25 protein-coding genes are annotated in these 25,686 nt (G+C 59.6%); 12 read left to right on the top strand and 13 right to left on the bottom strand.

What is annotated here, in order from left to right; all coding sequences use genetic code 11:
* The 5 genes from hflK (AK821_RS10920) (at position 1) to cfaB (ending at position 7,364) form a co-directional block, all read left to right on the top strand.
* Entirely contained in the window at positions 1 to 1,962 is a 1,962-nt protein-coding gene (hflK, locus tag AK821_RS10920; RefSeq protein WP_064389651.1) for a protease modulator HflK, read from the top strand.
* Entirely contained in the window at positions 1,959 to 2,999 is a 1,041-nt protein-coding gene (gene hflC / locus AK821_RS10915) for a protease modulator HflC (protein ID WP_064389650.1), read from the top strand. Before hflK (AK821_RS10920) ends, hflC begins: the two co-directional genes overlap by 4 nt.
* Positions 2,996 to 4,045, top strand: a complete 1,050-nt coding sequence (gene hflK, locus AK821_RS10910) for a protease modulator HflK (protein ID WP_064389649.1) — start codon at positions 2,996 to 2,998, stop codon at positions 4,043 to 4,045. Before hflC ends, hflK (AK821_RS10910) begins: the two co-directional genes overlap by 4 nt.
* Positions 4,042 to 5,952 carry a heavy metal translocating P-type ATPase gene (locus tag AK821_RS10905; protein ID WP_064389648.1) on the top strand — a complete coding sequence of 637 codons (1,911 nt, stop codon included), beginning with the start codon at positions 4,042 to 4,044 and terminating at the stop codon, positions 5,950 to 5,952. The genes hflK (AK821_RS10910) and AK821_RS10905 overlap by 4 nt, the downstream gene beginning before the upstream one ends.
* A gap of 224 nt (positions 5,953 to 6,176) precedes the next feature.
* Positions 6,177 to 7,364: a C17 cyclopropane fatty acid synthase CfaB gene (gene cfaB / locus AK821_RS10900; RefSeq protein ID WP_064389647.1), complete on the top strand. Its 1,188-nt coding sequence runs from the start codon at positions 6,177 to 6,179 to the stop codon at positions 7,362 to 7,364.
* Between the two features lie 31 nt (positions 7,365 to 7,395).
* On the opposite strand, the gene cls is transcribed toward cfaB, so the two are convergent.
* Positions 7,396 to 8,835, bottom strand: coding sequence for a cardiolipin synthase (gene cls / locus AK821_RS10895; protein ID WP_008078877.1), 1,440 nt, complete (start codon positions 8,833 to 8,835; stop codon positions 7,396 to 7,398).
* A gap of 131 nt (positions 8,836 to 8,966) precedes the next feature.
* Here cls and AK821_RS10890 point away from each other — a divergent pair, with 131 nt between their 5' ends.
* Positions 8,967 to 9,485, top strand: a complete 519-nt coding sequence (locus AK821_RS10890) for a DUF3617 domain-containing protein (RefSeq protein ID WP_034152149.1) — start codon at positions 8,967 to 8,969, stop codon at positions 9,483 to 9,485.
* 112 nt (positions 9,486 to 9,597) lie between these two features.
* Here AK821_RS10890 and AK821_RS10885 read toward each other — a convergent pair whose 3' ends face one another.
* The 6 genes from AK821_RS10885 to folE2 are packed head-to-tail and all read right to left on the bottom strand — an operon-like array spanning position 9,598 to position 14,804.
* Positions 9,598 to 10,929, bottom strand: a complete 1,332-nt coding sequence (locus AK821_RS10885) for a dihydroorotase (RefSeq protein ID WP_064389646.1) — start codon at positions 10,927 to 10,929, stop codon at positions 9,598 to 9,600.
* Positions 10,930 to 10,932: 3 nt separating this feature from the next.
* The gene (locus tag AK821_RS10880; RefSeq protein ID WP_064389645.1) at positions 10,933 to 11,493 is read right to left on the bottom strand and encodes a gamma carbonic anhydrase family protein; all 561 of its coding nucleotides are present in this window, start codon (positions 11,491 to 11,493) and stop codon (positions 10,933 to 10,935) included.
* On the bottom strand, positions 11,490 to 12,365 hold the full coding sequence (locus tag AK821_RS10875; RefSeq protein ID WP_064389644.1) for a metal ABC transporter substrate-binding protein: 876 nt from the start codon (positions 12,363 to 12,365) through the stop codon (positions 11,490 to 11,492). The genes AK821_RS10880 and AK821_RS10875 overlap by 4 nt, the downstream gene beginning before the upstream one ends.
* A gap of 11 nt (positions 12,366 to 12,376) precedes the next feature.
* Positions 12,377 to 13,243: a metal ABC transporter permease gene (locus AK821_RS10870; RefSeq protein ID WP_064389643.1), complete on the bottom strand. Its 867-nt coding sequence runs from the start codon at positions 13,241 to 13,243 to the stop codon at positions 12,377 to 12,379.
* A complete protein-coding gene (locus AK821_RS10865) occupies positions 13,243 to 13,911 on the bottom strand; it encodes a metal ABC transporter ATP-binding protein (protein ID WP_064389642.1) in 669 nt (222 codons plus the stop codon). Before AK821_RS10865 ends, AK821_RS10870 begins: the two co-directional genes overlap by 1 nt.
* Positions 13,908 to 14,804 (bottom strand): GTP cyclohydrolase FolE2, encoded by an 897-nt coding sequence (gene folE2, locus AK821_RS10860; RefSeq protein WP_064389641.1) that lies wholly within the window; start codon positions 14,802 to 14,804, stop codon positions 13,908 to 13,910. Before folE2 ends, AK821_RS10865 begins: the two co-directional genes overlap by 4 nt.
* Before the next feature lie 84 nt (positions 14,805 to 14,888).
* Here folE2 and AK821_RS10855 point away from each other — a divergent pair, with 84 nt between their 5' ends.
* Complete coding sequence (locus AK821_RS10855) at positions 14,889 to 16,091, top strand: N-acetylmuramoyl-L-alanine amidase (protein ID WP_064389640.1); 1,203 nt, start codon at positions 14,889 to 14,891, stop codon at positions 16,089 to 16,091.
* Here the strand turns inward: AK821_RS10855 and AK821_RS10850 are convergent.
* Complete coding sequence (locus AK821_RS10850; protein ID WP_064389639.1) at positions 16,088 to 16,465, bottom strand: hypothetical protein; 378 nt, start codon at positions 16,463 to 16,465, stop codon at positions 16,088 to 16,090. The two genes, AK821_RS10855 and AK821_RS10850, sit on opposite strands and share 4 nt — an antisense overlap.
* Positions 16,466 to 16,685: 220 nt before the next feature.
* Here AK821_RS10850 and zigA point away from each other — a divergent pair, with 220 nt between their 5' ends.
* Complete coding sequence (gene zigA, locus AK821_RS10845) at positions 16,686 to 17,891, top strand: zinc metallochaperone GTPase ZigA (RefSeq protein WP_064389638.1); 1,206 nt, start codon at positions 16,686 to 16,688, stop codon at positions 17,889 to 17,891.
* The gene (locus AK821_RS10840; RefSeq protein WP_064389637.1) at positions 17,891 to 18,535 is read left to right on the top strand and encodes a DUF1826 domain-containing protein; all 645 of its coding nucleotides are present in this window, start codon (positions 17,891 to 17,893) and stop codon (positions 18,533 to 18,535) included. The genes zigA and AK821_RS10840 overlap by 1 nt, the downstream gene beginning before the upstream one ends.
* A gap of 4 nt (positions 18,536 to 18,539) precedes the next feature.
* Here the strand turns inward: AK821_RS10840 and AK821_RS10835 are convergent, their stop codons facing one another.
* Complete coding sequence (locus AK821_RS10835) at positions 18,540 to 18,896, bottom strand: hypothetical protein (protein WP_064389636.1); 357 nt, start codon at positions 18,894 to 18,896, stop codon at positions 18,540 to 18,542.
* 29 nt (positions 18,897 to 18,925) lie between these two features.
* Between AK821_RS10835 and AK821_RS10830 the strand changes: the two genes are divergently transcribed.
* On the top strand, positions 18,926 to 19,891 hold the full coding sequence (locus tag AK821_RS10830; protein ID WP_064389635.1) for a CobW family GTP-binding protein: 966 nt from the start codon (positions 18,926 to 18,928) through the stop codon (positions 19,889 to 19,891).
* 34 nt (positions 19,892 to 19,925) lie between these two features.
* Here AK821_RS10830 and AK821_RS10825 read toward each other — a convergent pair whose 3' ends face one another.
* On the bottom strand, positions 19,926 to 20,339 hold the full coding sequence (locus tag AK821_RS10825) for a DUF3301 domain-containing protein (RefSeq protein ID WP_064389782.1): 414 nt from the start codon (positions 20,337 to 20,339) through the stop codon (positions 19,926 to 19,928).
* Between the two features lie 117 nt (positions 20,340 to 20,456).
* Here AK821_RS10825 and pdxY point away from each other — a divergent pair, with 117 nt between their 5' ends.
* Positions 20,457 to 21,329 (top strand): pyridoxal kinase PdxY, encoded by an 873-nt coding sequence (pdxY, locus tag AK821_RS10820; RefSeq protein ID WP_064389634.1) that lies wholly within the window; start codon positions 20,457 to 20,459, stop codon positions 21,327 to 21,329.
* Positions 21,330 to 21,433: 104 nt separating this feature from the next.
* On the opposite strand, the gene AK821_RS10815 is transcribed toward pdxY, so the two are convergent.
* Positions 21,434 to 21,916: an acyl-CoA thioesterase gene (locus AK821_RS10815; protein ID WP_041073853.1), complete on the bottom strand. Its 483-nt coding sequence runs from the start codon at positions 21,914 to 21,916 to the stop codon at positions 21,434 to 21,436.
* 279 nt (positions 21,917 to 22,195) lie between these two features.
* Here AK821_RS10815 and AK821_RS10810 point away from each other — a divergent pair, with 279 nt between their 5' ends.
* Complete coding sequence (locus AK821_RS10810; RefSeq protein WP_064389633.1) at positions 22,196 to 23,959, top strand: cation:proton antiporter; 1,764 nt, start codon at positions 22,196 to 22,198, stop codon at positions 23,957 to 23,959.
* Positions 23,960 to 23,980: 21 nt separating this feature from the next.
* Here AK821_RS10810 and AK821_RS10805 read toward each other — a convergent pair whose 3' ends face one another.
* Together AK821_RS10805 and AK821_RS10800 are read right to left on the bottom strand one after the other, a co-directional pair.
* Positions 23,981 to 24,388, bottom strand: a complete 408-nt coding sequence (locus tag AK821_RS10805; RefSeq protein WP_008078852.1) for an SMI1/KNR4 family protein — start codon at positions 24,386 to 24,388, stop codon at positions 23,981 to 23,983.
* A 139-nt stretch (positions 24,389 to 24,527) separates the two neighbouring features.
* Entirely contained in the window at positions 24,528 to 25,403 is an 876-nt protein-coding gene (locus AK821_RS10800) for a Tim44 domain-containing protein (RefSeq protein ID WP_064389632.1), read from the bottom strand.
* Positions 25,404 to 25,686: the final 283 nt, after the last annotated feature.

Genomic DNA, 25,686 nt, shown 5'->3' with positions numbered 1-25,686 from the left:
ATGCAAGTTGATCTGGAGGTAGAAGGCACGCAAGTGACCGGACTGCCGCGCTTTCAGCAGGCGGCCACGCAGGGCAGACGACTACGGCGCTGGGCGTTTGCCCTTGGTGGATTGGCCGGGGCGGGCTGGATGTTGGCGTTTTTTGTCGGGTTGTTTGCGCCGCAATCATTGTGGCTGCCGCTGTTGGTCAATCAGAGCGCGGCGTTGCTGGTGCTGGTCGCCGGGCTGCAATCGGCGTGGTGGGTGACGCAGTGGCGTGCGCGGGTGATAAATCCTGTCGGGCTGACACCGATTGGCGAAGATCAACAGTCTGCGCCTGAAGGTTGGTACGAGCGGCTCTTGGATCATCTCAGTCAGCGCAGTTTGCACGTGCTCGGCCAGATCGGTGCTGCGACGCTGTGGTTGGGCGGTTGGGCCGTACTGGTGTCGCTGAGTATTGAACAGGTGTGGAACCTGTCATTGCCTGCCGCTGCGGTTGGATTGTCCGCCACGGTGGGGGCGGCGCTGGCATTACTGCTGGCGTTCGGCTTACTGGTGCTGGAGCGCCAACTCGCTCAGGAAAATCCTGCGCAATGGCCGGAATCGGGTGCATTGGCGCAACTGACGCGCGTGGCGATCATCAGTCTGGTGCTCGGCGCGTTGTGTTTGTTGTTCGCCGGTGAGAACGCCGTGTGGCCGGTTCGTGTCGCTGGTTTGATGGGTATCTTGCCGGGACTGGTAGCGATCGAGCTGCTATTGCGCGCCGTTCTTTCTATCTTCAGTCCGCGCCGCGAACAGCTTGAACCGACCCTGCTGGCGCGCAGTTTTGTTGCCGATATGCTGCGCTGGCCGCCACAACCTTTGCTCGCGTTGCAGCATGAATTGCACAACCGCTTTGGCATCGATTTGCGGCAGATCTGGGCGTTCAGTTACATGCGCCGAGCATTTTTGCCGGTGCTGGCGTTTGTCGCAGCGGTGGGCTGGTTGCTCACCGGCATCCATGAAATCCCCCTGCAGGGTCGCGGCATTTATGAGCGATTCGGCAAACCGGTGCAGGTGTTCGGCCCCGGGTTGCATACGGGTTTGCCGTGGCCGCTGGGCCGCGTGTTGATCGTCGAAACCGGCGTGGTGCATGACCTGGCAACCAGCGTCGGCGAAAATCCAGTCCCGCCACAAGTCGATCCTGCTGAAGGCCCGGCGCCGTTCACCGCTAATCGCTTGTGGGATGCCAGTCACGTCAATGACAAGTCGCAAGTCATCGCCAGCAGCCGTGGCGATCAGCAGAGCTTTCAGATCGTCAACATGGACGTGCGCTTCGTCTATCGCATCGGCCTGACTGATCAGGCGGCGCTGGCCGCAACCTACAACAGTGCCGATGTACCAACACTAATCCGCAGCACCGCCAGCCGGATTCTGGTGCACGACTTTGCCTCGCGCACGCTCGACGGTTTGCTCGGTGAAGACCGGGTAGGGTTGGGCGAGGAGATTGGTCGTGCGGTGCAACGTGATCTGCAGCAACTCAACAGTGGCGTGGAAATACTCGCCACGGTCGTCGAAGCCATTCACCCGCCGGCCGGTGCCGCCAATGCTTATCACGCGGTGCAGGCGGCGCAGATCGGCGCGCAGGCGGTGATCTCCCGCGAGCGGGGCGCAGCGGCCGAAGCCAGTAATCAGGCGCAATTGCAGGCCAGCCTCGCTCGCGATCAGGCCAGCGCCAATGCCCGCGAAACCAGTGCCACGGCGCAGGCGGCGGATCTGAAATTCAGCGCCGAACAAAAAGCCTACGCCAGTGCCGGTCAGGCCTTCGTGCTGGAGCAATACCTCGGTCAGCTCAGCCAAGGCCTAAGCAAAGCCAAATTGCTGGTACTCGATCATCGTCTCGGCGGCAGCAGCAATGCGCCGACCATCGACCTGCGGACCTTCACGCTGCCGGCTGACCCGACGCCCGCGCGCACCACCGCTCAACCAGGAGTCGCCCATTGAGCCAGTCGCATCCACACGAATCGCATGATCACAGCGGCCACGATCATGGCCACGGCGGACATCATCACCATCATGGGCACCATCACCACGGCGCGCCGGAGGAGGCGGGGCCTTTCCCGTGGCGGCGCATGGGCTGGGCGGTGTTGCTGGTGGCGTTCGCCATCGCAGCGGCGAGCCTGGTGCAAGTGCGTTCCGGCGAGGCGACGGTCATTACCCGCTTCGGTAATCCGTCGCGGGTCCTGCTTGATCCGGGTTTGAGCTGGCGCTGGCCGGCGCCGTTCGAGGCGGCGATCCCGGTCGATTTGCGTCTGCGTACGACGTCCAGCGGCTTGCAGGATGTCGGCACCCGCGACGGTTTGCGCATCATCGTTCAGGCTTACGTGGCGTGGCAGGTGCAGGGGGATCCGGACAACGTGCAGCGTTTTATGCGCGCGGTGCAGAACCAGCCTGACGAAGCGGCACGGCAGATTCGCACCTTTGTCGGCTCGGCACTGGAAACCACGGCGAGCAGTTTCGATTTGGCGAATCTGGTCAATACCGATGCCAGCCAGGTGCGCATCGCTGATTTCGAAGCGCAGTTGCGCCAACAGATCGATCAGCAATTGCTCGCGACCTATGGCGTACGTGTTGTGCAAGTCGGTATCGAACGGTTGACCTTGCCGTCAGTGACGCTCACAGCCACGGTCGATCGCATGCGCGCCGAGCGTGAAACCATCGCCACCGAACGCACGGCGATCGGCAAACGTGAGGCGGCACAAATCCGCTCCGCAGCCGAACGCGATGCGCGAATTGTGCAAGCCGATGCCACGGTGAAAGCTGCCGAAATCGAAGCGCAATCTCGCGTTGAAGCCGCGCAGATTTACGGCCGTGCCTACGCCAGTTCTCCGCAGCTGTACAACTTGCTGCGCTCGCTGGACACCCTCGGCACCATTGTCACGCCAGACACCAAACTAATTCTGCGCACCGACGCCGCGCCATTCCGCGTGCTGGTCGACGGCCCGCCGACACTCGACAGCAAACCCGGATCGCAGCCATGAGTGAAGAAGTTCCACGTGGAACACATGCGCTGAACAGTCCGTGGATTCAGGCTGGTCGTTTAGCGTTTTTTGCCCTGTACGCAGTGACGGTGCTGGCCGCGCTCGCGTGGGCATTCTCCAATGTGCGGCAGATCGACCCGCAAAATCGCGCCTTGGTTTTGCACTTTGGCGCACTCGATCGCGTGCAAAACGCCGGTCTGCTGTTGGCGTGGCCGCAGCCCTTTGAACAGGTGGTTTTGCTCCCAGCAGCGGATCGAGTGATAGAACGCCGAGTGGAAAACCTGTTGCGCAGCGATGAGGCGCTGAAGGCTGATCGCGTCGCTTCGTTCGCCACACCGTTGAGCGATGCGCTGGCCGGATCTGGTTATTTATTGACCGGTGATGCCGGCGTGGTGCAACTGGATGTGCGGGTCTTTTACAAAGTCACCGACCCTTACGACTTCGTCTTGCAGGCCGATCATGTGCTGCCAGCACTGGATCGATTGGTCACCCGCAGCACCGTGGCACTGACGGCGGCACGGGATCTGGACACCATTCTGGTCGCTCGCCCGGAATTGATCGGCGCAGATAATCAAGCGGCGGAACGCCGTGAAAGGTTGCGCGGTGATCTGGTGCAAGGCATCAACAAACGCCTCGCCGAGTTGAAGGCGAGCGGGCAGGGCATCGGCATCGAAGTGGCGCGGGTCGATGTGCAATCGAGTCTGCCTGACCCTGCCGTAAGCGCGTTCAACGCAGTGTTGACCGCCAGCCAGCAAGCCGACAAAGCCGTGGCCAACGCGCGCACCGACGCCGAGAAACTCACTCAGACGGCGAATGAACAAGCCGACCGCACGCTGCAGGTGGCTCACGCGCAAGCCGGTGAACGCTTGGCCAAAGCCTCGGCTGATACGGCCACGGTGTCGAGTCTGGCCGGCAGCACCGATGCGCAAATGCTCCTGCGCCTTTATCGCGAGCGCATGCCGAAGATTCTCGGCCAGGCCGGATCAGTGACCACGGTCGATCCGAAAGACGATTCCCGTTTGATCATTCAGGGAGCCAGTCAATGACTGCGACCACCGCCGCACCGAGCCTGTTGTCCTCGGCCGAACAACGCCGCGCCGCTCGGCAACTGACACTCGCCATGCTTGCGTTGGGCCTGTTGGGTCTGGGTTTGATCTGGCGTTGGCTGGTGCCGGAGCAAACCGGTGTCAGCCAATTGCTGCTGGGTTTTGCTTCTTTATTAGTCGCCGTGCCGGTAATGCGCTCGGCGTGGTACAGCCTGCGCTATCCGAGCCTGCACGGCATCACCGACCAACTGATTGCCTTGGCCATGCTTGGTGCCTGGGCGACCGGCGATCTGCTGACGGCGGCGTTGTTGCCGATCATCATGATCTTCGGCCACGTGCTGGAGGAGCGCAGCGTCATCGGTTCGCAGGAGGCGATTCATGCGCTCGGCCAACTGACGCGCAGCCACGCGCGCAGAGTTCAGGCGGATGGTTCGATCATCGAAGTAGACAACGGCACACTGAAGTCCGGCGATTGCGTCGAGGTGCGCGCAGGTGATCGGGTGCCGGCAGATGGGCGGGTGTTGTCCGGTCAGGCGAGTCTCGACACGGCTTCGATTACCGGCGAATCAGTGCCCGTCGAGGCGAGCGTCGGCATGACGGTGTTCGGCGGTGCGATCAACCTTGATGGCCTGCTGCGCATCGAAGTGACCCGCACGGGTGATGAATCGACCCTGGGCAAAGTCATCGCGCTGATGCAAAACGCCGAACGCTCGAAACCGCCGATCACCCGTTTGCTCGAACGTTATGCCGGTAGCTACATGGTGCTGGTGTTGCTGCTCGCTGCGGTGACCTGGTTCGTCACCAACGACGCACAAGCGATGCTCGCGGTGTTGGTCGCGGCGTGCCCGTGTGCGCTGGTGTTGTCGGCACCGGCCACGGCGATTGCCGGTGTGGCGGTCGCGGCGCGGCATGGGATTCTGATCCGCAGCTCGGCGTTTCTTGAGGAACTGGCTGACCTCACGTCGCTGGTGGTCGACAAGACTGGCACGCTGACTTACGGCACTTTGCGCCTGCAATCGATCAACAGTGCTCAAGCGGACAACGCTACCGTGATGGCGCTGGCCGCCAGCCTCGGCGCGGCCAGCAGTCATCCGGTCAGTCGCGCATTGGTCGGGTTGGTCAGCCCGGAGCACTGTGTGCCTTTAGCCGACATTCACGAGCGCCAGGGCCTCGGTGTCGTTGCCATGACCGGGCAGGGCGAAGCGGCGCTCGGGCGACCGGAACTGTTCGCGCAACTTGGCGTCACCACCACCACGGTGCCCGAACACGACGGGCCGATTGCCGGACTGGCCCTGAACGGTGAGTTCCTGGCCTGGCTGCTGCTGGCCGATAGCGTCAAACCGGAAGCCCGCTTTGCCCTTGCTGAGTTGCGTGAACTGGGGCTGGGTCGACAACTGTTGCTGACGGGGGATCGGCACAGCGTGGCTCAGTCGCTGGCACGGGACGTCGGTTTGCACGAGATCGAAGCGCAAGCCTTGCCGGAAGACAAACTCAATCGGGTGCTCAAGGAAATCGACAACGGCTTCCGGCCGATGGTGGTCGGTGACGGCATCAATGACTCGCTGGCGTTAAAGGCAGGCGTGGTCGGCGTGGCAATGGGCGCGGGCGGGGCGGACATCGCACTGGCCTCGGCGGACATTGTGCTGATCGGCAGCGACCTGCGCCGCCTCGGCACCTGCGTACGCCTCAGCCGTCAATGCCGGAGGACGCTGCAGGTCAACGTCATCATCGGTCTGGGCTGGACGCTGGTGATCGTCGTGTTTGCGGCATTTGGCTGGCTCGGTGCTGCCGGGGCGATGATCGCTGCGTTGTTGCATAACCTCAGTACGTTGCTGGTACTCGGCAACGCCGGGCGATTGCTGCGTTTTCAGGAGCCGCTGCTCAAGCTCAAGGAGGAAATCGTTTGAACTCTTCGACCCCTACGCTGCATTGGCTGAACTGTGCGCCGCGTTAGCAGTCATTTAGGGTGAGGGCGCGCCGCTGCAAGCTGTTAGCGGGTTGAAACAGTAGTTTCAGGAAGGCTTGCTGGAGCGTCTGCAACGATAGTTTTGGCTAATCAAATCGATAGCCTGCTATTTTTCCAGGATGGTCTAGCCTCAGATCTGACGGTCTGAAACAAGGGGGATTTTCCATGCTCGCGCAACTTCCACCGGCCTTACAGAATCTGCAGCTGCCGCTTCGCCTGCGACTCTGGGACGGCCATGAGTTCAATCTGGGGCCGACGCCCAGCGTCACCATCGTGGTCAAGGACCCGCAGATGGTCACCCAGTTCACCCACCCAAGCCTTGATGCGCTGGGAGCGGCATTCGTCGAAGGCAAGCTTGAACTGGAGGGCTCGATCAGCGAAGTCATCCGGGTCTGCGACGAATTGAGTAATGCATTGCTCGGCGACGATGACGACAATCAGCCGGTGCGGGCCTTGCACGACAAGGAAACCGACGCCAAAGCCATTTCCTACCACTACGACCTGTCCAACGCGTTCTACCAGCTCTGGCTGGACAGCGACATGGCGTATTCCTGCGCGTATTTCGAAACGGGCAGCGAATCCCTCGAGCAGGCGCAACAAGCCAAATTCCGTCATTTATGCCGCAAGCTGCGTTTGCAGCCGGGCGAATACCTGTTGGATGTCGGTTGCGGTTGGGGCGGGCTGGCGCGGTATGCCGCGCGAGAGTTCGGGGCGAAAGTCTTCGGCATCACCCTGAGCAAGGAACAACTGGAACTGGCGCGCGAGCGAGTCAAAGCCGAGGGCCTGGAAGACCAGATCGAACTGCAACTGCTCGACTATCGTGATCTGCCCCAAGACGGGCGCTTCGACAAGGTGGTTAGCGTCGGCATGTTCGAACACGTCGGTCACGCCAATCTGGCCGAGTACTGCAAGACCCTGTTCGGCGCGGTGAAGGAGGGCGGGCTGGTGATGAACCACGGCATCACCGCCAAGCACACCGATGGCCGTCCGGTGGGACGCGGTGCCGGGGAATTCATCGAGAAGTATGTGTTCCCCAACGGCGAGTTGCCGCACCTGTCGATGATTTCAGCGGAGATCAGCGAAGCGGGGCTGGAGATTGTCGACGTCGAAAGTCTGCGCCTGCACTACGCGCGCACGCTGGATCACTGGAGCGAGCGGCTGGAGGACAACCTTGAAGCCGCGGGCAAACTGGTGCCGGATCAGGCCCTGCGCATCTGGCGTTTGTATCTGGCTGGTTGCGCCTACGCGTTTGCGCGCGGCTGGATCAATCTGCACCAGATCCTCGCGGTCAAGGCGCACGCGGATGGCAGCCATGAACTGCCATGGACACGGGACGACATCTATAACCCATAAGCGGCTTCCCTCTCCGTGTGGGAGAGGGGGTTCAGAGAATCGGTGAAATCAGCCGGGCGATCCGCATGCCGAGTTGTTGCAGGCGGTGGATCTCCCGGCTTTCTTCTTTGGCGATTTCGTAGGACTGCTCGAAATCCTGATTGAGCATCTGTTCCACGCTGGCAGCAAAGTCGCTGTCGACCGTCAGCAGCATCACTTCGAAGTTCAGGCGGAACGAGCGGTTATCCAGATTTGCGCTGCCGATGGCGCTGATTTCGCTGTCGATCAACACCACTTTCTGATGCAGGAACCCAGGTTCATAGCGGAACACGCGCACGCCTGCACGCACCGCTTCAAAGGCATAAAGGCTGGAGGCGGCATAGACGATGCGGTGATCGGGGCGCGACGGCAGCAGCAACCGCACATCGACGCCGCGCAGTACCGCCAGTCTCAGCGCGGCGAACACCGCTTCATCGGGGATGAAATACGGGCTGGTGATCCACACCCGTTCGGTCGCCGCATGGATCGCCTCGACGAAGAACAGCGAGCAGGTTTCGTAGGCGTCTGCCGGGCCGCTGGCAAGCAGTTGGCAGAGCACGCCGTCGTCAGGGTATTCATCAGGCAGGATCAGCGGCGGCAGGGTGCGTGCGGCCCAGAACCAGTCTTCGGCGAACGACTCCTGCATGCACGCCACCACCGGGCCACGGACTTTGACGTGGGTATCGCGCCACGGAGCCAGCGGTGGTTTCTCGCCCAGGTATTCGTCGCCGACGTTATGCCCGCCGACAAATCCCACCACGCCATCGACCACGACGATTTTGCGGTGATTACGGAAATTGACCTGAAAGCGATTGAGCCAGCCGCTGCGTGTAGCGAAGGCTTTCACTTCGACGCCGCCATCGCGCAGTGTCTGCACATAACTATGGGGCAGGGCGTGGCTGCCGATGCCGTCGTAGAGCAAGTGAATCGAGACGCCTGCGGCGGCTTTCTTCAGCAGCAAATCGCGCAGGCGTTGGCCAAGTCGATCGTCGTGGATGATGAAAAACTGGATCAGCACGGCTTCTTTCGCCTGATCGATCGCCTGAAAAATCGCATCGAACGTGGCGGTGCCGTTCACCAATAGCTGCACTTCATTGTTGGCCAGGCACGGCATACGCCCCAGTTTGGGCATTGCGCGTAACGAGGCGTAGGCACTGGAGGCGCGCGCGGTGAGGGCTTCTTCCACCCATGGGCGCCAGTTCAGTTCGGAGATCGCCTGACGCATCTGTTCGTTGGCCTGGCGCCGCGCCTTGATATAACCATCGAAGGTACTGCGACCGAACACCAGATACGGAATTAGCGTGAGGTAGGGAATGAAGATCAGCGACAATGCCCAGGCGATCGAGCCTTGAGCTGTGCGCACGGTGAGCACCGCATGAACGGCGGCGATCAAGCCGAGGGTGTGTATCAGGGCGATCAGATAACCGAAAATGTGCGGTCCAAAATAATCCATGGGGCAGCCTTGCTCCGGAAGATTCAATGCTTAACAGACCATGTTCTGTCGCGAATGTCGCTATTTAATTGGTGCATGAACCGAAGCAACCGGCCGACGTCTAACGGCCACTACTGATCAGGAGTTTTTCGATGAACGTTCGTCTGCTGGGTTTGGCGCTGGGCCTGGGTTTGGCATTGCCGGTGGTTGCGCAGGCGCAGATGCTGCAGCCGGGGCTGTGGGAAATGACATCGAGCAACGTCAAGGTCGATGACCAGCCGATGGATGTGCAATCGATCCTCGGTCAGCTGCAAGGGCAGATGACCCCGCAACAGCGCGCGGCGCTGGAGAAGAACGGGATCAATATCGGCGGCAAAGGTATTCGCGCGTGTCTGACGCCCGAACAGGTGGCGACCAACGATATCCCGCTGGCCGATCCGCAATCGGGCTGCAAACAGCAGATCACCGACCGCACCGGCAACCAGTGGAAATTCCGCTTCAGTTGCCCGAAAGCGCAGGGCACCGGGGTGGCGACGTTCCTCAGTGATCGCGAGTTCACCACCGTGGCCAACGGCACGTTCAACGCGATCGGGATCAATCAGAAGGGCAGCCTGGAAACCCGTGCTGTCTGGCTGGGCCAGGATTGCGGCGCCGTTAAACCCCGCGCCTAAAACATCCCCTGTAGGAGCTGCGGCACGCTGCGATCCTTTGATCTTGATGGTAAAAACAAGATCAAAAGATCGCAGCCTCGTTGCACTCGTCAGCTCCTACAGGGTTTTTGAATCAGCGCATAAATCTTAGCGCCAGCCCGCGACACCCCTCGTTCACCCGACCCTCCCGCCAGGCAATCTGCCCCGACACAATTGTCACACTCACCCGATGCCGAAAGCTGCGCCCGGCAAACGGCGTCCATCCGCACTGCGACAGAATCGGTTGCCGATCAACTTTCATTGTCTGCGGCTCGACCAACACCAGATCCGCCCAATACCCTTCGCGCAAATAACCCCGATCCGGAATTGCAAACAGATCCGCGACGCGATGGCTGGTCTTTGCCACCAGCGTCGTGATTGGCAGAACACCGTCTGCGACCAGCTCCATTAATGCCGGCAAAGCATGCTGCACCAGTGGCAACCCAGAAGGCGCCTGCGAATAAGGGCGCTGCTTTTCTTCCCGGGTATGCGGCGCGTGATCGCTGCCGATGACATCCAGCCGGTTGCTGTTCAATGCTTCACGCAGGGCATCGCGATCAGCTTGGCTCTTGATCGCCGGATTGCATTTGATCAGGTTGCCGAGGCTTGGATAGTCGCGATCATCGAACAGCAAATGGTGCAGGCAGACTTCAGCGGTAATGCGTTTTTGCGCCAACGGTTTGTCCTCGAACAATGCCAATTCGCGCTCAGTGGTGAGGTGCAATACATGCAGGCGCGTGCCGTGACGTTTGGCGAGTTCCACCGCCAATGAAGAGGAGCGATAACACGCCTCGGCATTGCGGATCATCGGGTGAGCGGCGGGCGGGATGCGCTCACCGAACAGCTCGCGCAGATTGGCGGCGTTGGCGTCGATGCTCGGTGTGTGTTCGCAGTGAGCCAACAGAATGGTCGGCACCCCGGCAAACAGTCGCTCAAGGATCTGCGGATCATCTACCAGCATGTTGCCGGTCGAGGCGCCCATGAACACTTTCACGCCGGCCACTTCGCACGGATTGAGTGCGGCTACCGTGTCGAGGTTGTCTCGACTTACGCCAAAGTGAAAGCCGTAATTGGCCACTGAGTTGATCGCCGCCCGGCGCTTTTTATCCGCCAATGCTTCGAGGGTGAGAGTGGCCGGGTTTGTGTTGGGCATGTCCATGAAACTGGTAATGCCGCCGACAACTGCCGCGCGCGACTCGGTGTGAATGCTGCCCTTGGCCGGAGCACCCGGCTCACGAAAATGCACCTGGTCATCAATCATCCCCGGCAGCAGCCATTGGCCTTTCGCGTCGATTTCCACCGTGGCGTTTTCGCCTTCGATACTGCGCGCGATCTTGACGATGCGCCCGTTGCTGACCAATAGATCAGCGTCGAATTCGCACCCTTCGTTGATCAGCCTGGCGTTGCGAATCAGTACGCTGCTCATGGTTCAGAACTCGTTCTGCAAGGCTTTGTAGCCACGCACCAGATCGACATTGGTGCGCGCCACGTCTTCGGAAAACTCCGAGGCGCTGACGCTCACTGGCGGGAATTGCGAGAGGTCGGTGTTCGGGCCGATACGGGTGGTGGAGGGCACGTAAAACGCGTCGGGCAAATCCCTGCCATCGACCACCGAGTTGTGCCGCACTACACAGCCGTCACCGACCACGCAGTTGAACAACACGCTGTTGAAACCGATGAACACGCGATCGCCGACCACGCACGGGCCATGCACGATCGAGCGGTGCGCGATGGATGTGAATTCGCCGATGGTGACTGCCGCGCCGGATTTGGAGTGAATCACCACGCCGTCCTGGATGTTCGAATTGGCGCCAACGGTGATCGGCTCCATTTCACCCGTGGCGTCCACTTCGTCTGCGCGAATGACTGCGTAGGGGCCGACGAAGACGTTCTCGCCAATCACCACTTTGCCGCAGATGATTGCGGTTTTATCGACGTAGGCCGACTCGGCAATTTGCGGTAAATCGCCTGAAGGATTCTTGCGGATCATGGTCGGCTCAGCGCGTCGTATAGGGTGTCGAGGTTGTATTCGAACAGGCCAGTGAAAGTACTGGCCGGACCATTCGTGGCGAGGGCATCCGAGTACAGCGTACCGCCGATGTGTGCGCCGCTTTCATCGGCAATCTGTTTGAGCAGACGCGCATCCTTGATGTTTTCCATGAACACCGCTTTGACCTTGGCCTGGCGAATCTGCGTGATCAGCGCAGCGACTTCGGCGGCCGAGGGTTCGCGCTCGGTGGACAAACCTTGGGGCGCCATGAAGTCAATGCCATAGGCCTGACCGAGGTAACCAAACGCATCATGGCTGGTGACGATCTTGCGGTTGCCCGGTGGCAACGAACCGAGTTTGGTTTTGGCTTCGGCGAGCAAGGCGTAGATCTGCTTCAGATAGGCTTTGCTGTTACGTTCGTAGTCGGCCTTGTTCGCCGGGTCGGCAGCGGTCAGTGCCTTGGTGATGTTGGCGACGTACAACTCGGCATTCGCCAGGTTGTGCCAGGCGTGCGGGTCGGGAACGGTTTCGCCGTCCTCATCCAGTGATCGGGGAATCACGCCATGGCTGGCACTGATGACGGTGGCTTTGGTCTCGGTGCTGGTCACCAGTCGATCCAGCCAGGGCTCGAAACCGAGACCGTTCTTGATGATCAATTTTGCGCCAAGCAACGCTTTGGCATCGTCCGGTGTCGGCTCGTAGGTGTGAGCGTCAGCGTCCGGGCCGACCATGTTGGTGATCTGAATATGCTCACCGCCGACTTGATGCACCATGTCGGCGAGGATGCTGAAGCTGGTCACCACCGGTAATTTTTCCGCCGCCGACAATGACATCGACAGCATCAAGCTGAACAACACGAGTAGAGCGCGCATCGGGAAACACCTCATTGGGATGTGAGCAAAGGCGGGCGGCGTAACAAACCGTGAACCGGCCCGAACACCACCGACAGCAGATAACCCACGCCCGCGACCAGCACGATGGCCGGGCCGCTTGGCAGCGAGTAATAGAACGACAGCAGCAAGCCGAACCAGACCGAGAGAGAACCGATGACCGTGGAAATCGCGATCAGCATCGGCAGACGACGGCTCCAGAATCGCGAAGCGGCAGCGGGGAGCATCATCAGTCCAACCACCATCAGCGCGCCGATGGCCTGGAAACCGATCACCAGATTGAGCACCACCAAAGTCAGGAATACGCCGTGGGCAATTGGGCCGAGGCGGCTGACGGTTCGCAGGAACAGCGGGTCGAGAGTGTCCAGTAACAGTGGTTTGTAGATCAGCGTCATGGCGATCAGACTGAATCCCGAAACCCACAACATGCCGGTGAGCGTCGGGCCGTCGACAGCCAATGCCGAGCCAAATAGCAGATGGAGAAGGTCGAGGCGTTTGCCGGCGATACCCAGAATCAGCACGCCGCTGGCGAGGGAGATCGGGTAGATCGCAGCGAGGCTCGCGTCTTCGCGCAGACCGGTGCGGCGGGTAATCCAGGCAGCAAGACCAGCCATGCTCAGGCCGGCGCCGAGACCGCCGAATGTCAATGCGGGGAGACTCAGACCAGCAAACCAGAATCCCAATGCGGCGCCCGGGAGGATGCCGTGGGCCACTGCGTCTCCAATCAGGCTCATCCGTCGCAGGATTAAAAACACACCCAATGGCGCCGTGCTGCAGGCCAATACCAAACCACCCAGCAGGGCGCGGCGCATGAACACGAACTCGTTGAACGGTTGCCATAAGTGGACGGCGGCGAGCATCAGGCGACCTTTGTGTGTGAGGTTTGCTGGATCAATTCAACGCTGGCGCCGTACACGCATTCGCGGTTTTTGATCAGCAAGGTTTGTGGAATGTGTTGGCGCACGGCAGCGAGGTCGTGGCAGACGACGACGAGTGTTCGGCCTTCGTTGTGCCAGGCGTGGAGGTGTTGCCAGAGCAGTTGCTGGCCAAGTTCGTCGAGGGCGGCGTGGGGTTCGTCAAGAAGCAGGACGGGGGCGTCGGTCAGACTCAAGCGAGCGAGCAGGGCGCGTTGTAACTCGCCGCCTGAGAGGGCCATGAGTGGGCGTCGTTCGAGACCGCTCAGGTGCCAATTATCCAGTGCGTTTTTGAGGCGTTGTGCGCGCAGTTGAGTTGAGAGTCGGCGTCCCCAGAAACCGGCAGCGATCAACTCTTCAAGGCTGATGGGGAATTGGCGGTCGAGATGCTGTTGCTGGGGGAGGAATGACAATCCGCTTTGGCGTGGAACACTCAGACTGACTCTGCCCGCCAAAGGCTTTTGCAGCCCTGCAATGACTTTCAAAAGACTGCTCTTGCCGCAGCCGTTGGCGCCGATGATGGCCGTGAGGCTGCCGCTTTCTAACTCAAGATTCAGGGTGGCAGTGAGCGGTTGGCCCGGGGCGCCCCAGCTCAGGGATTGGCAGCGGATCATGCTTGCTCACGCTGCCAATGGCTTTCGGCGACGGCGTCGTGGGCGTGCAGACTTTCGGCGTGGATAACTCGCAGGTGGAATTGATTCACTCCGGGTGTGCGGCGAAGTGCGAGATTTAACCGTCGGGCGGCATCTTCGCAGAACATCAGGTTTTGCCCGTTGGCGAGGGCGAAGGCTTGCTCATCCGCACGTTTCACGGCGGTTTGAACGGCGGTGCCGAGTGCCGCTTCGGCGTCATTGATGATTACGCTCAGTGGTAACTCGTCGACGAACTCGTCGAGGTGTAGATGCAGCTCAGCGGTGCTGCGTTGGCTGTGAGGCGTAGCGACGATGCCTTGAGTGGAGCCGAGCCAAGCCAGAACGTCCGCATGTTGAAGGTCTTTGTTGGCGAAGTCGTCGATGAATTGTTGCTGGATCAACTGTCGCGCCAAGGCAGCGGAGCAGGGGCAAGTTGAGGAATAGCGCACTTCGATTTTGAGTTCCACGTGGAACATCTTGTTTTTCAGGCTGGCCGAAATGGTCGTGGGGTAGGACTTCCAACCCGACAATGGACTGATCAATGCAGGTCTTTTGAGCAGCAGATCGGTGTGAATATTCAGATAGGCACAGTTGGATAGATCTTCATGGCTGTCCAGAAAACGCTTGAGGACCTGGTGCAGTAGAGCAGGGGAAAGGCTCTGTTGTTCAAGCGCTTCCAATGCCAGATAAAGTCGCGACATATGAATGCCCCGTGCCTCACCGTTATCAAGACTAACCCCCGCATCAGCCTTGGCAGTCAAACGTTGTCCTTCCAACAAAACAGGCAATGCAATGCCATGCATGCCCACCCATTCGAGTGGTAGGGCTTGGCGAGCGGACTGCGCGGCGATATCCGGGAGTGTCAGCGAATTCATGTTCGGGACCATCGTGTTGATTGAATTGGATGTTACATTATAACAATTCAGACCACGATGCCTTTTTCATGAACAGGCTTTCATATGCACAGACGTCATTTGCTCAACCTGATTTTGGCCAGCGCGGCTTTTACTCTTCCCTTCAGTGCTTGCGCCACGCAAATTCGCAGCGCACGACTTTGGCGCTCAGATAAAAAGCTACGACTGGTCTTCGATTTGACTGGGCCCGTGCACTACAAAATCTTCACCCTCAGTGCTCCAGAGCGGCTGATCATTGATGTGTCAGGTGCAAGCTTGAACGGTGATTTCAGTCACTTGGCGCTTAATGGCACAGTCATTCGTTCAATTCGATCCGGGCCTTTTGGTCAAGGAGATACGCGGATTGTGCTCGACCTGAGCGATCCGGTACTGCTGAACAGCTTCCTTTTGGCGCCGCAGGATGGCCAAAGTCATCGTTTGGTTCTGGATCTGGTCAGCGAAAAATCCGCACCGACTGCGCCAATGGTTCCACGTGAAACACCCAAAATCGGCATTCATCCGAAGCGCGACATCATCGTTGTCGTCGACCCAGGGCATGGCGGAAAGGATCCTGGCGCAGTCGGCGCCAAGGGCGAACGAGAAAAGGATGTGGTGCTTGCCATCGCTCAGCTACTCGCCAAGCGCCTGAAAAAAGAGAAAGGATTCGACGTGAAACTGGTGCGCAATGACGATTTTTTTGTCCCTTTGCGCAAGCGTGTGGAGATTGCCCGTCAGCACAAGGCGGACATGTTCATCTCGGTGCATGCCGACGCGGCGCCACGGCTGACGGCTTCGGGAGCCTCGGTGTATTGCCTGTCTGAAGGTGGCGCGACATCGGCCACGGCGCGTTTTATGGCCCAACGAGAAAACGGCGCGGATCTGCTCGGTGCTACCAGTCTGCTCAATCTCAAGGATAAGGATCCGATGCTTGCCGGGGTGATCCTCGATATGTCGATGAACGCGACAATTGCTGCGAGTTTGCAGCTTGGTAACACGGTATTGGGAAGTCTGGCTGGCATCACCACCCTGCACCAGAAACGCGTGGAACAAGCTGGATTTGCAGTGTTGAAGTCGCCAGACGTACCGTCGATTCTGGTGGAAACCGGCTTCATTTCCAACGTGCGCGACAGTCAGCGACTAGTTACTGCTCGACATCAACAAGCCGTGGCAAACGGCTTATTCGAAGGTCTGCAGCGGTATTTCGAAAAAAATCCACCGATCGACAGCTATCTGGCTTGGCAGCAGGAGCAGCAGATGGCGCGGGTCTAGCATCCGGTCAGGCGGCTACAAGTGAACTTCGCGCTGCCGCCGCCCGAGCTGGAAAAGCGGTTAATGGTTGTCCAGCCCACGCGTCGGGTATAGCCAACCCAGGCTTCACCGTCCGAAGCGATGCCCGTGAAAAACGTCAGTTGACCGAAACGGCTGTTGGTTTGTGCCCAATAACGCTGAGCATTCTTTTCAAATCCACGCAGGTAAAGGGTGGTGCCGACGGTGTTGACGCTGTATGCATTGCCATCGGCATCCACACACGCGAGCAGGTTGGCGCTGCGGGTGCAGGTCGCGAGTGGCGGTAGCTGCGCCCATGCGTTGCCGAACATCAACATGCCGAGGCCCAGCAGGGAGCATTTCAGCGCAGTTTTCATCACGATTTCCGAGGTGGAGTTGGCTCAGCCTCCTGCGGTTTGTCGCTCAGGACAAGGGAAGGGCTGGTTTATTTATACTGTTATACTATAACATAAAACTTAACCAAGCCTGAGCGGGCCGATTTTCAGCGTTTTCCTTCAGCGAAGCCTCGTGAGAAGCGCATAAACGCCAAGCGCTAGTAAAAGCGCCAATCGGCTGCCCTTTCAAGAGGATTATCCAATGTCAGCCGAATTGCCTGTGACCGTACTTTCAGGATTTTTGGGTGCCGGAAAAAGTACACTTTTGAATTACGTACTACGTAATCGCCAACGTCTTCGCGTAGCGGTCATCGTTAATGATATGAGTGAGATCAACATCGATAGCCGCGAAGTCCAGCGCGATGTCAGCTTGAACCGCGCAGAAGAAAAAATCGTCGAAATGAGCAACGGCTGTATCTGCTGTACGTTACGTGAGGACTTACTCGAAGAAGTCAGCAAACTCGCCCGTGAAGGTCGTTTCGACTATTTGCTCATCGAATCCACCGGGATTTCCGAACCGCTGCCCGTTGCAGAAACCTTTACCTTCCGCGATGAACACGGCCAAAGCCTCTCTGACATCGCACGTCTCGACACCATGGTTACTGTAGTCGACGGTGTGAACTTCCTGCCGGACTACCAGGCGGCGGAAAGCCTGGCCTCCCGAGGCGAGATGCTTGGCGAGGAAGACGAGCGCTCCATCACCGACCTGTTGATCGAACAGATCGAGTTCGCCGACGTGCTGTTGATCAGCAAGATCGACCTGATCAGCCAGCCCGAGCGTGAAGAGTTGATCGCCATCCTCAAACGCCTCAACGCTCAAGCCGAAATCATTCCGATGGTGATGGGCGAGGTGCCGCTGGAGAAGATCCTCAATACCGGTCGTTTCAACTTCGAGAAAGCCGCGCAAGCACCGGGCTGGCTGCAGGAGTTGCGCGGTGAGCACGTACCGGAAACCGACGAATACGGCATCGCCTCGACGGCCTACCGTGCGCGCCGCCCGTTTCATCCGCAACGTTTCTTCAACTTCATCGATCGCCCATGGCTGAACGGCAAGCTGCTGCGCTCCAAAGGTTTCTTCTGGCTGGCGAGCAAACCTAGCGACGCTGGTAGCTGGTCGCAGGCCGGCGGCTTGATGCGCCACGGTTTTGCAGGGCGCTGGTGGCGTTTCGTGCCGAAGATCCAGTGGCCTCAGGATCAGGAAAGCACTGCTGCGATCATGGAGAACTGGACGCCGAGCGTAGGAGACTGCCGTCAGGAGCTGATTTTCATCGGGCAAAACATCGATTTCCTACAGCTCTCCGACGAACTGGATGACTGCCTGCTCACCGATGAAGAAATGGCGCTCGGCGTAGAGGGTTGGCGATTGCTGGTGGATCCGTTCGGCCCTTGGCATGAAGAGGCTGCCTGATGCTAGCCCTCAAACTGCTGCAAAACCGCACGCGTTATCAGCACCAAGGGCCGACGCCAAAGACGTTGACGCGAATTCTGGACGACGACACCAACCTTGCCGTGTGGCAGCGGCAACTGCCGTTGCACATCAGCGAATTCGCTCAGTTATTGCTGTCGCTCAACGAACCCTTGGCGGAATCGTTATGCCTGGAGTTGGTGAGCGAGGACGCCGAACCGGACCTGACCGGGTTGGCTTCAGGCTTCCGTGATCTGGAAGGCTATGAAGGCTTTATTGCCGACCTGAAATGGCTGGTCAGCGCCTTTGCCTGTTTGCTGGGAGCCAAGCGGATCGGCCTGCGCCTGCGGGTGCTCGATAAAGCCATGTGTCCGCGTTTCCATGTCGATCACGTGCCCGTTCGGCTGATCACCACGTACGCCGGCGTCGGCAGCCAATGGCTCAAGGAAGGCGTGATGGATCGCCAGCAACTGGGGCAGACCAACGCTGAGCCCCACGCGCAAATTCAGCAACTCGGCAGTGGCGATGTCGCGCTGTTGAAAGGCGAAAAATGGCACGGAAATGAGGGTTTCGGTCTGATCCACCGTTCGCCACAACCGGCCGCGGGCCAACGTCGTTTGATACTGACCCTCGACTGGCTTGGCTAGCGTCTCAAGGCTTGAGCCACGAACCCTGACTCTGGCCTTCACAATACGGCTGCAAATACGCCGCATCGGTGGCGACGCCGTAGTAGTGGATGTCCTGGCGATAAGGCATATTGGCGACTTGCGCGTTGCTGCACACGCCAAACGCACCGCTGGGGCACTTATCGACGTATTGCACCTCGACTTTCTGCCCGGCCAGCGTTGGCTGGCAGAAGCCGTCGTTGAACAGTTTCTGCGGAATATTGCGGTTCTGCTGACAGACTTTGACGTCGAGCCGCTCGCCCTGACTGTGCACCACGCAAGCCTGTGCCCACGCTTCACTCGACAGCAGCGTCAACAGCAACGACCATCCCATCCAACGCATCTTCGAATCTCCCAAGAAAGCTCCCGGCCATGTTGCAGAACATTCCTACCCATGTCATTGCTGGCCCTTTGGGCGCCGGCAAGACCAGCCTGATTCGCCAGCTCATGGCCCAGCGGCCAGAAGGTGAGCGCTGGGCGGTGCTGATCAATGAATTCGGCCAGATCGGCCTCGACGCCGCGCTGCTGACCAGTGACGCCGATGGTATCGCACTGGGCGAAGTGGCCGGGGGCTGCTTGTGTTGCGTCAATGGCGCGCCGTTTCAGATCGGCCTTGGGCGTTTGCTGCGCAAGGCGAGACCCGATCGGCTGTTCATCGAACCGTCCGGGCTGGGGCACCCGGCGCAGTTGCTCAAACAGTTGAGTGAGGCGCCATGGCTGGGTGTACTGGCAGTGCAGCCGTGTGTCCTGGTGCTGGATGCTCAGGCGCTTCAGGCGGGGAAAGCGCTGCCGGCAGCACAGCGGGAAGCCTTGGAAACCGCTGGCCTGATGTTGTTGAACAAGGCTGAAAATCTTGATGACACGACCCGGGCAAAAATCGCCAGCCAGTTGCCGGCAGTTCCGCTGATCTGGACGCAACAGGCGCAGCTATCGCTCAGCGAACTGCCGGGCCTCGCCGCAAAAGCGGTCAGCGGTGTGGATAACCTGGCCGTGCCCAGGGGCTTAGGACAAATGCCCGCTGTCTGGAGCGATCCGACGTTGCCGATCTGCCTGAGTCAGGCGCAGGAGGGTGGCTGGAGCATTGGTTGGCGTTGGCATCCGGAGCAGATATTCGACAAGCAACGCATTGCTGACTGGCTGACCAGCCTCAATTGGCAGCGGGCGAAACTGGTTATCCACAGCGCGAAGGGCTGGGTGTCTGCGAATGCCCTGGATAATGCCGAGTTGAGTTGGCAGGCGAGCGAATGGCGAAAGGATTCGCGGATTGAGCTTATCTTCGTCGATCCGCAAAACATCGATGAGCTGCAGCCGGGTTTGTCGGGGTGTCGGGAAAGTTAGAGCAAAAGATCGCAGCCTGCGATCTTTTGATCCTTCAAGGCTTCCACTTGGTATGTTCCTGCCGCCACTGACTCAGCTCAATGACTTCGGCGCGCGGCTTGTGCACTTCAACCACCGGCGGCGTATCGTCAAACGGAGCCGGGTAGGGCGCCAGTTCGATCTGCGCACTGTGCGCGCCAAACTGGGTGATGGTGCCGTTATGTCGGGTTTCGCCGGTCACGGTGAATTCGAAGTTGTACACCCGCGCCAGTCGCCGGCGGCCATTGGCGTCCTTGATGAAACCGATCTTCTTCAGTGCAACGTTGCCGTCGAGTAACTCCACGCGCACGTTCAGACAATGCTGTTTGACCCGCTCCAGCGCCCGCTCGCGCAAGCCGTGGTTGTGCCATAGCCACGCGCCGGCAGCGGCGAACAGCATCAACACAAAGATGTTTTCGAGGGTCAGCATCAACATCAAACTCCAAAAGATAACGTCAGCTTAACTGCGTCGCCGGTCTGTCGTACAGGCTGCGTTTCGTCGCATACTGCGCGGCTTGAATTTCAATCGTTTTACGGAATGCCCCGAATGAAACGTACGCCTCATCTGCTCGCCATTCAGTCCCACGTCGTGTTCGGCCACGCCGGCAACAGCGCGGCGGTTTTTCCGATGCAGCGGGTCGGGGTCAATGTCTGGCCGCTCAATACCGTGCAGTTTTCCAACCACACCCAATACGGCCAGTGGGCTGGCGAAGTTCTGGCACCGCAGCAGATTCCCGAACTGGTCGAAGGCATCGCGGCAATTGGCGAGCTGGGCAACTGCGATGCGGTGCTGTCCGGTTACCTCGGCAGCGCGGCGCAGGGCCGGGCGATTCTCAGTGGCGTGCAGCGCATCAAGTCGGTCAATCCCAAAGCACTTTATCTGTGCGATCCGGTGATGGGCCATCCGGAGAAAGGCTGCAGCGTACCGACCGAAGTCAGTGATTTCCTGCTGGAAGAAGCGGCGGCCGTGGCGGACATCATGTGCCCGAACCAGTTGGAGCTGGACAGCTTCTCCGGGCGCAAACCGCAGTCGCTGTTCGATTGCCTGGCGATGGCGCGGGCGCTGCTGGCGCGTGGGCCGAAAGCGGTGCTGGTCAAGCATCTGGATTACCCGGGTAAACCGGCAGATGGTTTCGAGATGTTGTTGGTAACGGCTGAAGGCAGCTGGCATCTGCGCCGTCCGCTGCTGGCTTTTCCGCGTCAGCCGGTGGGTGTGGGCGATCTGACCTCTGGCCTGTTCCTGGCGCGGGTGCTGCTGGGCGACAGTTTGGTGGCGGCGTTCGAATTCACGGCGGCGGCGGTGCACGAGGTGTTGCTGGAGACTCAGGCCTGTGCCAGTTATGAGCTGCAGCTGGTGCGAGCGCAGGATCGGATTGCGCATCCGCGGGTGAAGTTCGAAGCTACTGCAATCAGTTTGTAATACCGCGTTGAATCCAATCGCGAGCAGGCTCACTCCTACAGGGAAACGCATTCCAATGTAGGAGTGAGCCTGCTCGCGATAGCGATTTCTTAACGCTACAATTCTCAGGCGTCGCCCTTGATCTCCTGATACCGCTTCTCCAGCTCCTGACGAATCTGCCGACGCTGCTGCGCCTGCATATAACGACGCTTGTCTTCGCTGTTCTGCGGTTGCAGCGGCGGCACGGGGGCCGGCTTGCGCTGGTCATCCACCGCGACCATGGTGAAGAAGCAGCTGTTGGTGTGGCGCACCGAGCGCTCACGGATGTTCTCGGTCACCACTTTGATGCCGACTTCCATCGACGTGTTGCCGGTGTAGTTGACCGAAGCGAGGAAGGTCACCAGTTCGCCGACATGAATCGGCTCGCGGAAAATCACCTGATCCACCGACAGGGTCACCACATAGCGGCCGGCGTAACGGCTCGCACAGGCGTAGGCCACTTCGTCGAGGTATTTGAGCAGGGTGCCGCCGTGGACATTGCCAGAGAAGTTGGCCATGTCGGGGGTCATCAGTACCGTCATCGACAGCTGGGCGTTTCCGGGTTCCATAACGTTCTCACGGATCAAGGCTGATTTCTGGAAGCACCTCTACGGGTGCCTGGTCGCTTTTCGAAAGCACCGTTATCGGGACGCCGGGCGACTGGCCGCCGTCACGCCGGAATCGATCTGTTTCCATATATTGCACCGCCTTCCAGGCGGAAGTCGCGGTGTTAACCTGCAAAAGCCCCTCTCAAGGGCAATTCCCACACGAAAAGCGGATTTTTACTTCGCTCGCTCAGACTTTTCTGACGTCTGACTGCGAGCCTCGTCATTCAAGGAGCCCACGCCATGCATGCCATCAGTTTTATTCAGGATCTGGCAGTGATCATGTTGGTCGCGGGTGTGGTGACCGTGTTGTTCCACCGCTTCAAACAGCCGGTGGTGCTTGGCTATATCGTCGCCGGTTTCATTATCGGTCCGCACACGCCGCCGTTCGGCCTGATCCACGACGAAGAAACCATCAAGACCCTCGCCGAGCTGGGGGTGATTTTCCTGATGTTCTGTCTGGGGCTGGAGTTCAGCCTGCGCAAGCTGTTCAAGGTCGGCGCGACGGCGTTTATCGCGGCGTTCCTCGAGATCGTCCTGATGATCTGGATCGGCTACGAAATAGGCCGTTGGTTCGACTGGAACACCATGGACTCGCTGTTCCTCGGCGCGATTCTGGCGATTTCCTCGACCACCATCATCGTCAAGGCACTCAATGACCTGAAGATGAAGAACGAGCGTTTTGCGCAGCTGATTTTCGGCGTGCTGATCGTCGAAGACATCCTCGGCATCGGCATCATCGCGCTGCTCTCAAGCATCGCCGTCAGCGGTACGGTCAGCTCCGGCGAGGTGTTCTCCACGGTCGGCAAGCTGTCGCTGTTCATGATCGTTGCGTTGGTCATCGGCATCCTGCTGGTGCCGCGTCTGCTGGCTTACGTGGCCAAATTCGAAAGCAACGAGATGTTGCTGATCACTGTGCTGGGCCTGTGTTTCGGCTTTTGCCTGCTGGTGGTCAAGCTTGAATACAGCATGGTGCTCGGCGCGTTCCTGATCGGTGCAATCATGGCCGAGTCGCGGCAACTGCTGAAGATCGAACGTCTGATCGAGCCGGTTCGCGACTTGTTCAGCGCGATCTTCTTCGTTGCCATCGGCCTGATGCTCGACCCGATGATTCTGCTCGAATACGCGTGGCCGATCGCGGTGATCACCGTCGCCGTGGTACTCGGCAAGATGTTGTCCTGCGGCCTTGGGGCGTTTATCGCCGGCAATGACGGACGTACCTCACTGCGCGTCGGGATGGGACTGTCACAGATTGGCGAATTTTCCTTCATCATCGCCGCGCTGGGCATGACTTTGCAGGTCACCAGTAACTTCCTTTATCCCGTGGCCGTGGCGGTTTCGGTAATTACCACGCTGCTGACGCCGTACCTGATCCGTGCGGCAGATCCGCTGTCGATCAAGCTGTCGGCGGCAGTGCCCAAGCCTCTCGGTCGAGTCCTCGGCATGTACGGCGAATGGCTGCGCAGCATCCAGCCGCAAGGTGAGGGCGCGATGCTGGCGTCGATTATCCGCAAGATCCTGCTGCAGGTCGGGGTGAATCTGGCGCTGGTGATTGCGATCTTCTTCGCCGGGGCGTATTTCGCCGAGCGCATTTCACTGTGGCTGCAGGACTGGATCAGCGATCCGAGCTGGCAGAAGGCGTTGATCTGGGGCGGAGCGTTGCTGCTGTCGTTGCCGTTTTTGATAGCGGCGTATCGCAAGCTCAAGGCGCTGTCGATGCTTCTGGCAGAGATGGGCGTAAAGCCGGAGATGGCGGGGCGGCACACGCAGCGAGTGCGCCGGGTGATCTCCGAGGTGATCCCGATTCTCTCGCTGCTGGTGATTTTCCTGCTGTTGGCAGCCCTGTCGGCCAGTATCTTGCCGACCAACAAGTTGCTGATGCTGATCGCCGTGGTGGCGGCCGCCGTGGCGGCGCTGCTCTGGCGCTGGTTCATCCGCGTGCACACGCGGATGCAGGTAGCGCTGCTGGAAACCCTCGACAACCACAAGGAGTCGTCGGGGCATTGACCCGCCGGGGCGTTTGGCCGATCAGCTTTCCAGCCAGACGTCCCGCGCCCAGTGCCATACCGATTCCCAGGATTCTTCGGTTATCAGCTCTTCTTCGCCGGACCACAGCACCACGGTGCCGTCTTCTTCGACGCAGTAGTAGTTTTCACCGTCCTGGCAGATCGGGATCAGGTCACGCGGTACGCCGATGTCCCACGCATTGGCCGCAACGTCCGGCAGATAGGTGTGCGATTGCGGGTCGGTGACGGTCACCGGCTCCAGGCTGCCGTACACCACGTCGCTGACGGTCAGCAAAAACTCTTTGAAGACGAAGGGAATGTTGATGAAGAGTTCTTCTTCGACTTCCACCAATTGGTCTTCGTCAGGCAGTTCCAAAGGAACCGGCACGGGTTCGTTGGCTTCACGCAGTTGTTCGATGATTTCTTCCACGTCCGGGATCCTCTTGCTTGAATGGCGCGGTTTATATGGGCCGGTTTATACAGTAGCTCGCTATAGATGCAACCGCGAAATAGAAAACCCCAGCCGAAGCTGGGGTTTTTTATGACAGCAAGTAAAGCGTGCGAGGGGATCAGCCGTTCTGGCGGATACCGGCGACCAGCCAAGGCTGGTTCTCGCCCTGCGGACGTTCCATGTTCCAGCTTTCGCTGAACACTTCGCCCTGGTCGAAGCGCGAAGACTTCGACACACCGTTGAAGGTCAGGGTGGCGATGGTCTTGTCGGCACGGTCATCCACGCCATCCAGTTGCACCTGGAGGTTGTCGATGTAGGTCGACTGGAACGCGTCGCCCAGATCCGCACGCTCACGCTTGAGGAACTCGAGCATTTGCGGGGTCACGAACTCGGCGATCTTGTCCATCTCGTTGGCGTCCCAGTGCTGCTGCAGCGACTGGAAGTGGCTACGCGCAGCTTCTAGGAAGCTCTGCTCGTTGAACCAGGCCGGCGCGTTGATCACCGGACGAGCGGCAGCAGGCGCAGCCGAACCGCCGAAGATCGAACCCATGGCAGCAGGCTTCTGCTCGAACACTTCACGCTGCATCGGCGCGCCGGCCGGAGCGAATTGCTCCTGCTGCTTGCGTCGACGTGCGGCGATGAAGCGGAAGATCACGAACGCGATCACAGCCATGATCAGGATGTCGAAGATCTGCATCCCCTGGAAGCCGCCGCCCATGAACATGGATGCGAGCAGGCCACCCGCAGCGATACCGGCCAGAGGGCCGAGCCATTTCGAAGCACCGCCGGCCTTGGCTGCAGCGCCTGCGGCACCGGCAGCACCCGCCGTTGCAGCGGCGCCGCCCACGCCTGGAGAAGAAGGAGCCATCTGGCTGGTCTGGTGCGTCGGCGCAGCGCCGGCGCTTTTGCCACCACCAAAGCGCTTGGCGTTGGCGTCGAGGCTCATCGTCAGGCCGATGCACAACGCCATGGCGATGCTAAGAAAACGTTTCATAAAGGGAATTCCCGTTTGTGGAGACACGCGCGCCATGTTGCACAGCTGAAGTGTTACTGGCTAGCGAGAGAGTGTTTCGGGCTTTTGCCTGACAGGTTGCGTTCAGCTTCGCGAGGCAATCAGCCTATGTACTTTTGTCTGTAGGAAAAGGGGATTGGTTCAGCGGGATTATTGGCTCAGAGCACCGAACCCTGTGGGAGCGAGCCTGCTCGCGAAAGCCCCATCGCGGTCTGGCAGATCAACCGCGGTGACTTCATTCGCGAGCAGGCTCGCTCCCACAGAA

Origin of the sequence: Pseudomonas sp. RIT-PI-r, from assembly GCF_001297015.1 — a bacterium.
Lineage (GTDB): Bacteria > Pseudomonadota > Gammaproteobacteria > Pseudomonadales > Pseudomonadaceae > Aquipseudomonas.
Note: the sequence above shows the minus strand (reverse complement) of the source record. Positions and strands in the feature narration are given on the sequence as shown.

Coding starts and splice junctions, on each gene's coding strand:
- AK821_RS10870 (WP_064389643.1), bottom strand. CDS start 13,243: ATGCTCGCCGCCGTCCACTTATGGCAACCGTTCAACGAGTTCGTGTTC.
- AK821_RS10885 (WP_064389646.1), bottom strand. CDS start 10,929: ATGAGCAGCGTACTGATTCGCAACGCCAGGCTGATCAACGAAGGGTGC.
- AK821_RS10800 (WP_064389632.1), bottom strand. CDS start 25,403: ATGAAACGTTTTCTTAGCATCGCCATGGCGTTGTGCATCGGCCTGACG.
- zigA (WP_064389638.1), top strand. CDS start 16,686: ATGTCAGCCGAATTGCCTGTGACCGTACTTTCAGGATTTTTGGGTGCC.
- cfaB (WP_064389647.1), top strand. CDS start 6,177: ATGCTCGCGCAACTTCCACCGGCCTTACAGAATCTGCAGCTGCCGCTT.
- AK821_RS10815 (WP_041073853.1), bottom strand. CDS start 21,916: ATGGAACCCGGAAACGCCCAGCTGTCGATGACGGTACTGATGACCCCC.
- AK821_RS10855 (WP_064389640.1), top strand. CDS start 14,889: ATGCACAGACGTCATTTGCTCAACCTGATTTTGGCCAGCGCGGCTTTT.
- AK821_RS10850 (WP_064389639.1), bottom strand. CDS start 16,465: ATGAAAACTGCGCTGAAATGCTCCCTGCTGGGCCTCGGCATGTTGATG.
- cls (WP_008078877.1), bottom strand. CDS start 8,835: ATGGATTATTTTGGACCGCACATTTTCGGTTATCTGATCGCCCTGATA.
- AK821_RS10835 (WP_064389636.1), bottom strand. CDS start 18,896: ATGCGTTGGATGGGATGGTCGTTGCTGTTGACGCTGCTGTCGAGTGAA.
- AK821_RS10890 (WP_034152149.1), top strand. CDS start 8,967: ATGAACGTTCGTCTGCTGGGTTTGGCGCTGGGCCTGGGTTTGGCATTG.
- AK821_RS10830 (WP_064389635.1), top strand. CDS start 18,926: ATGTTGCAGAACATTCCTACCCATGTCATTGCTGGCCCTTTGGGCGCC.
- hflK (WP_064389651.1), top strand. CDS start 1: ATGCAAGTTGATCTGGAGGTAGAAGGCACGCAAGTGACCGGACTGCCG.
- folE2 (WP_064389641.1), bottom strand. CDS start 14,804: ATGAATTCGCTGACACTCCCGGATATCGCCGCGCAGTCCGCTCGCCAA.
- hflK (WP_064389649.1), top strand. CDS start 2,996: ATGAGTGAAGAAGTTCCACGTGGAACACATGCGCTGAACAGTCCGTGG.
- AK821_RS10865 (WP_064389642.1), bottom strand. CDS start 13,911: ATGATCCGCTGCCAATCCCTGAGCTGGGGCGCCCCGGGCCAACCGCTC.
- AK821_RS10810 (WP_064389633.1), top strand. CDS start 22,196: ATGCATGCCATCAGTTTTATTCAGGATCTGGCAGTGATCATGTTGGTC.
- pdxY (WP_064389634.1), top strand. CDS start 20,457: ATGAAACGTACGCCTCATCTGCTCGCCATTCAGTCCCACGTCGTGTTC.
- AK821_RS10875 (WP_064389644.1), bottom strand. CDS start 12,365: ATGCGCGCTCTACTCGTGTTGTTCAGCTTGATGCTGTCGATGTCATTG.
- AK821_RS10880 (WP_064389645.1), bottom strand. CDS start 11,493: ATGATCCGCAAGAATCCTTCAGGCGATTTACCGCAAATTGCCGAGTCG.
- AK821_RS10840 (WP_064389637.1), top strand. CDS start 17,891: ATGCTAGCCCTCAAACTGCTGCAAAACCGCACGCGTTATCAGCACCAA.
- AK821_RS10825 (WP_064389782.1), bottom strand. CDS start 20,339: ATGCTGACCCTCGAAAACATCTTTGTGTTGATGCTGTTCGCCGCTGCC.
- AK821_RS10905 (WP_064389648.1), top strand. CDS start 4,042: ATGACTGCGACCACCGCCGCACCGAGCCTGTTGTCCTCGGCCGAACAA.